The 6027-nt window shown below is 59.6% G+C and carries 3 rRNA genes; all 3 read left to right on the plus strand.

What is annotated here, in order from left to right:
* The first annotated feature begins 783 nt into the window (after positions 1-783).
* The 3 genes from QOZ89_RS36495 to rrf all read left to right on the plus strand — a co-directional run bounded on the left by QOZ89_RS36495 (position 784) and on the right by rrf (position 5999).
* Positions 784-2290, plus strand: a 16S ribosomal RNA gene (locus tag QOZ89_RS36495).
* Positions 2291-2679: 389 nt separating this feature from the next.
* Positions 2680-5788: ribosomal RNA gene (locus QOZ89_RS36500) — 23S ribosomal RNA — on the plus strand.
* Positions 5789-5882: 94 nt separating this feature from the next.
* Positions 5883-5999: ribosomal RNA gene (gene rrf / locus QOZ89_RS36505) — 5S ribosomal RNA — on the plus strand.
* Together the 16S, 23S and 5S rRNA genes form the textbook arrangement of a ribosomal RNA operon.
* The last annotated feature ends 28 nt before the right edge of the window (positions 6000-6027 follow it).

Raw genomic sequence — 6027 nt, forward strand, 5'->3', positions numbered from 1 at the left:
CATGGGACGGCCGTCCGTGGAGCGACGGCGGAGCGTCGGCGCGTGCATGCCTCGTGCCGGGTGCGGACCGTCACATCACCCCCCCGACAAACTCCGTTTGCCGGGGTGTAACGTTGCCCTTCGCCTCACCAGCCACGGCGCGAGCCGCGGCGGCCGGGGTCGGCATCGTCGCCGGAGCACCGTGACATCGGGCCCCGATGAAGCCGACAAAACGGGGTGGGGTAAGGTGCTCCAGACCTCGAAAGTGGCGGGCAACCGGCTTTGCCGGAGTGAACCGACATCGGGGCGCCGTACCGGGTGATAGGTCAGAAAAATCCACGGGAGAGTCGCGAGACTCGCTTGATGAGACCATCTGGTAAGTTCTCGGACACGGCGAGGCGGTGCCAAATCCAGCCAGCGGCGGGATTTGACAGCCCTTAAGAAGCTCCGTAAAGTACGAAATGTTCCGCAGCCGGGAAGCCGGGTGCGGGAAGCACCTCCGGCCTTCGGGCCGGGAACTAGTGGTAGCGTGGGACCGGCTCCAACCGGTACGCGCCGGTGAAGTGCCCAGCAGGGTGTGGATCCGGTTCATGCGTCCGCTCCTTGAGAACTCAACAGCGTGCCATAGAAGTCAGTGCCATATTTTGACCCCGTTCCGCGGGTGGTGCTGGTGTCGGGCCTGGATGGTCTGGTGCTGGTGTTGTCTGTGGGGGTTTGTAAGGTTCCTTTGGCATTTGATGGACGATCTACGGATCTGTGTCCATATTTTGTCGGGGTTTCTCCCATCGAGGGAGTTTTAGAGCATCGATGGAGAGTTTGATCCTGGCTCAGGACGAACGCTGGCGGCGTGCTTAACACATGCAAGTCGAGCGGACCTTCGGGTCAGCGGCGAACGGGTGAGTAACACGTGGGCAACCTGCCCCAGGCTCTGGAATAACTCCGGGAAACCGGGGCTAATGCCGGATATTCACACCTTCGGGCATCTGGTGGTGTGGAAAGATTTATTGGCTTGGGATGGGCCCGCGGCCTATCAGCTTGTTGGTGGGGTAGTGGCCCACCAAGGCGACGACGGGTAGCCGGCCTGAGAGGGCGATCGGCCACACTGGGACTGAGACACGGCCCAGACTCCTACGGGAGGCAGCAGTGGGGAATATTGCGCAATGGGCGAAAGCCTGACGCAGCGACGCCGCGTGAGGGATGACGGCCTTCGGGTTGTAAACCTCTTTCAGCAGGGACGAAGCGCAAGTGACGGTACCTGCAGAAGAAGCACCGGCCAACTACGTGCCAGCAGCCGCGGTAATACGTAGGGTGCAAGCGTTGTCCGGAATTATTGGGCGTAAAGAGCTCGTAGGCGGCCTGTCGCGTCGGCTGTGAAAACCCGGGGCTCAACCCCGGGCCTGCAGTCGATACGGGCAGGCTAGAGTCCGGTAGGGGAGACTGGAATTCCTGGTGTAGCGGTGAAATGCGCAGATATCAGGAGGAACACCGGTGGCGAAGGCGGGTCTCTGGGCCGGAACTGACGCTAAGGAGCGAAAGCGTGGGGAGCGAACAGGATTAGATACCCTGGTAGTCCACGCCGTAAACGTTGGGCGCTAGGTGTGGGGGACCTTCCACGGCCTCCGTGCCGCAGCTAACGCATTAAGCGCCCCGCCTGGGGAGTACGGCCGCAAGGCTAAAACTCAAAGGAATTGACGGGGGCCCGCACAAGCGGCGGAGCATGTGGCTTAATTCGATGCAACGCGAAGAACCTTACCAGGGCTTGACATGCGGGGAAATCCATCAGAGATGGTGGGTCCTTAGGGGTCCCGTACAGGTGGTGCATGGCTGTCGTCAGCTCGTGTCGTGAGATGTTGGGTTAAGTCCCGCAACGAGCGCAACCCTTGTCCTATGTTGCCAGCGAGTTATGTCGGGGACTCATAGGAGACTGCCGGGGTCAACTCGGAGGAAGGTGGGGACGACGTCAAGTCATCATGCCCCTTACGTCCTGGGCTGCACACATGCTACAATGGCCGGTACAATGGGCTGCGATACCGCGAGGTGGAGCGAATCCCAAAAAGCCGGTCTCAGTTCGGATCGGGGTCTGCAACTCGACCCCGTGAAGTCGGAGTCGCTAGTAATCGCAGATCAGCATTGCTGCGGTGAATACGTTCCCGGGCCTTGTACACACCGCCCGTCACGTCATGAAAGTCGGTAACACCCGAAGCCGGTGGCCTAACCCTTGTGGAGGGAGCCGTCGAAGGTGGGACCGGCGATTAGGACGAAGTCGTAACAAGGTAGCCGTACCGGAAGGTGCGGCTGGATCACCTCCTTTCTAAGGAGCATCCCGTGGTTTGTCCGCGGGGCCGGTTCCTGGCTGTGCATGCCGGGCTGGTTAGCTCAGTGGCGTGGAATGCTGACTTCAGAGGCCGTCCTGCGGCCAGGTGGTGGCTAGTACTCCCTGTCCTTCGGGGTGGGGGTGGAACGTGCCGGCTGGTGGGGAGGCGGTTTCGTGTGGTGCGCTGTTGGGTCCTGAGGGAGCGGAAATCGTTTCTTCGGTGGCCATCGACCCCCGGGTCCTTCCTCTTGTGGGGGGGGTTCGGGGGTTGGCTGCGGTACGGACCAGTCCTTCCAGACATCGGCCCCGGGTGGGGTGGCGGTCTGGGTGTGGGGTTGGGGTCGTCCGTTCTTTGAGAACTGCACAGTGGACGCGAGCATCTTTGTGGCCAAGTTATTAAGGGCGCACGGTGGATGCCTTGGCACCAGGAGCCGATGAAGGACGTGGGAGGCTGCGATATGCCTCGGGGAGCTGTCAACCGAGCTGTGATCCGAGGATTTCCGAATGGGGGAACCCGGCAGGATGCTAAGTCCTGTCACCCGCACCTGAACTCATAGGGTGTGTGGAGGGAACGCGGGGAAGTGAAACATCTCATTACCCGCAGGAAGAGAAAACAACCGTGATTCCGTGAGTAGTGGTGAGCGAAAACGGATCTAGGCTAAACCTGTTTCGTGTGATAGCCGGCAGGCGTTGCGGAACAGGGGTCGTGGGACGGCTCGGATGGTTCTGCCGAACTGTCAGGGAGTTATAAAGCGTCGTGTTAGTCGAAGACCATGCGAATGGGTCGCCGTAGCGGGTAACAGCCCCGTAGACGAAAACATGGCGCCTCCCGAGTTGTATCCCAAGTAGCACGGAGCCCGTGAAATTCCGTGTGAATCTGGCGGGACCACCCGCTAAGCCTAAATACTCCCTGGTGACCGATAGCGGACTAGTACCGTGAGGGAAAGGTGAAAAGTACCCCGGGAGGGGAGTGAAATAGTACCTGAAACCGTGTGCCTACAATCCGTCGGAGCTGGGCTTCGGTCTGGTGACGGCGTGCCTTTTGAAGAATGAGCCTGCGAGTTTGCGGTGTGTGGCGAGGTTAACCCGTGTGGGGTAGCCGTAGCGAAAGCGAGTCCTAACAGGGCGTTTCAGTCGCATGTCTAAGACCCGAAGCCGGGTGATCTACCCATGGCCAGGTTGAAGCGCGGGTAAGACCGTGTGGAGGACCGAACCCACCAGTGTTGAAAAACTGGGGGATGAGCTGTGGGTAGGGGTGAAAGGCCAATCAAACCCGGTGATAGCTGGTTCTCCCCGAAATGCATTTAGGTGCAGCGTCGTGTGTTTCTTGCCGGAGGTAGAGCACTGGATGGGCTAGGGGGCCTACAAGCTTACTGAACTCAGCCAAACTCCGAATGCCGGTAAGTGAAGCGCGGCAGTGAGACTGCGGGCGATAAGGTTCGTAGTCGAGAGGGAAACAGCCCAGATCGCCAGCTAAGGCCCCTAAGCGTACGCTAAGTGGAAAAGGATGTGGAGTCGCACAGACAACCAGGAGGTTGGCTTAGAAGCAGCCATCCTTGAAAGAGTGCGTAATAGCTCACTGGTCAAGTGATTCCGCGCCGATAATGTAGCGGGGCTCAAGCGTACCGCCGAAGCTGCGGCACTCACATGTTTGCCTAACTGTCTCCTTTGGGGGTGGTTCAGGTGTGTGGGTGGGTAGGGGAGCGTCGTGTGGCGTGTGAAGCGGCGGGGTGACCCAGCCGTGGATGCCACGCGAGTGAGAATGCAGGCATGAGTAGCGAATGACGGGTGAGAATCCCGTCCGCCGGATGACCAAGGGTTCCTGGGGCAGGTTCGTCCGCCCAGGGTGAGTCGGGGCCTAAGGCGAGGCCGACAGGCGTAGTCGATGGATAACGGGTTGATATTCCCGTACCGGCGCTGGTGCGCCAGTACCGAACCCTGCTGTACTAACCTTCTGTCGTGGTGGCCTTCGGGTTGCCTCGGTGGTGGGGATCTTGGTGGGTAGTAGGTAAGCGATGGGGTGACGCAGGAGGGTAGTCCATCCCGGGCGGTGGTTGTCCCGGGGTAAGCGTGTAGGACGTCAGGTAGGCAAATCCGCCTGGCATGTGTCTGAGACGTGATGCCGAGCCGATTGTGGCGAAGTGGATGATCCCATGCTGTCGAGAAAAGCCTCTAGCGAGTGCCAGGGCCGCCCGTACCCGAAACCGACACAGGTGGTCAGGTAGAGAATACCGAGGCGATCGAGTGAACTGTGGTTAAGGAACTCGGCAAAATGCCCCCGTAACTTCGGGAGAAGGGGGGCCACTACCGGTGATGACACATGCTGTCTGAGCTGGTGGGGGCCGCAGAGACCAGGGGAAAGCGACTGTTTACTAAAAACACAGCTCCGTGCGAAGCCGTAAGGCGATGTATACGGAGTGACGCCTGCCCGGTGCTGGAACGTTAAGGGGACGGGTTAGCTCTTCGGGGCGAGGCTCAGAACTTAAGCGCCAGTAAACGGCGGTGGTAACTATAACCATCCTAAGGTAGCGAAATTCCTTGTCGGGTAAGTTCCGACCTGCACGAATGGCGTAACGACTTTCCTGCTGTCTCGACCACAGACTCGGCGAAATTGCACTACGAGTAAAGATGCTCGTTACGCGCGGCAGGACGGAAAGACCCCGGGACCTTTACTGCAGCTTGATATTGGTGTTCGGTCCGGCTTGTGTAGGATAGGTGGGAGACTGTGAACCTGAGACGCCAGTTTCAGGGGAGTCACTGTTGAAATACCACTCTGGTCGTGCTGGATGTCTAACCTGGGTCCGTGATCCGGATCAGGGACAGTGTCAGGTGGGTAGTTTAACTGGGGCGGTTGCCTCCTAAAGAGTAACGGAGGCGCCCAAAGGTTCCCTCAGCCTGGTTGGCAATCAGGTGTCGAGTGCAAGTGCACAAGGGAGCTTGACTGTGAGACCGACGGGTCGAGCAGGTGCGAAAGCAGGGACTAGTGATCCGGCGGTGGCTTGTGGAAGCGCCGTCGCTCAACGGATAAAAGGTACCCCGGGGATAACAGGCTGATCTTGCCCAAGAGTCCATATCGACGGCAAGGTTTGGCACCTCGATGTCGGCTCGTCGCATCCTGGGGCTGGAGTAGGTCCCAAGGGTTGGGCTGTTCGCCCATTAAAGCGGTACGCGAGCTGGGTTTAGAACGTCGTGAGACAGTTCGGTCCCTATCCGCCGCGCGCGTAGGAGTCTTGAGAAGGGCTGTCCCTAGTACGAGAGGACCGGGACGGACGAACCTCTGGTGTGCCAGTTGTCCCGCCAGGGGCATGGCTGGTTGGCTACGTTCGGAAGGGATAACCGCTGAAAGCATCTAAGCGGGAAGCTCGCTTCGAGATGAGGTCTCCCACAGGGTTAACCTGGTAAGGCCCCCGAGAGATGATCGGGTTGATAGGCCAGATGTGGAAGCACAGCAATGTGTGGAGCTGACTGGTACTAATAGGCCGAGGGCTTGTCCTACAAAGATGCTACGCGTCCACTGTGCGGTTCCCGAGGAACGGCAGACCACCCCCCACTCGCCGTGGGGGGAGTGGTGTCGATAACTCGATAGTGTTTCGGTGGTTTTGGCGGAGAGGGTACGCCCGGTCCCATTCCGAACCCGGAAGCTAAGTTCTCCAGCGCCGATGGTACTGCTCGGGAGGCCGGGTGGGAGAGTAGGTCACCGCCGAACAATCATTGACGGAAGGCCCGTCGTCCCC

Source organism: Pseudofrankia coriaricola (assembly GCF_032027725.1).
Lineage (GTDB): Bacteria > Actinomycetota > Actinomycetes > Frankiales > Frankiaceae > Pseudofrankia.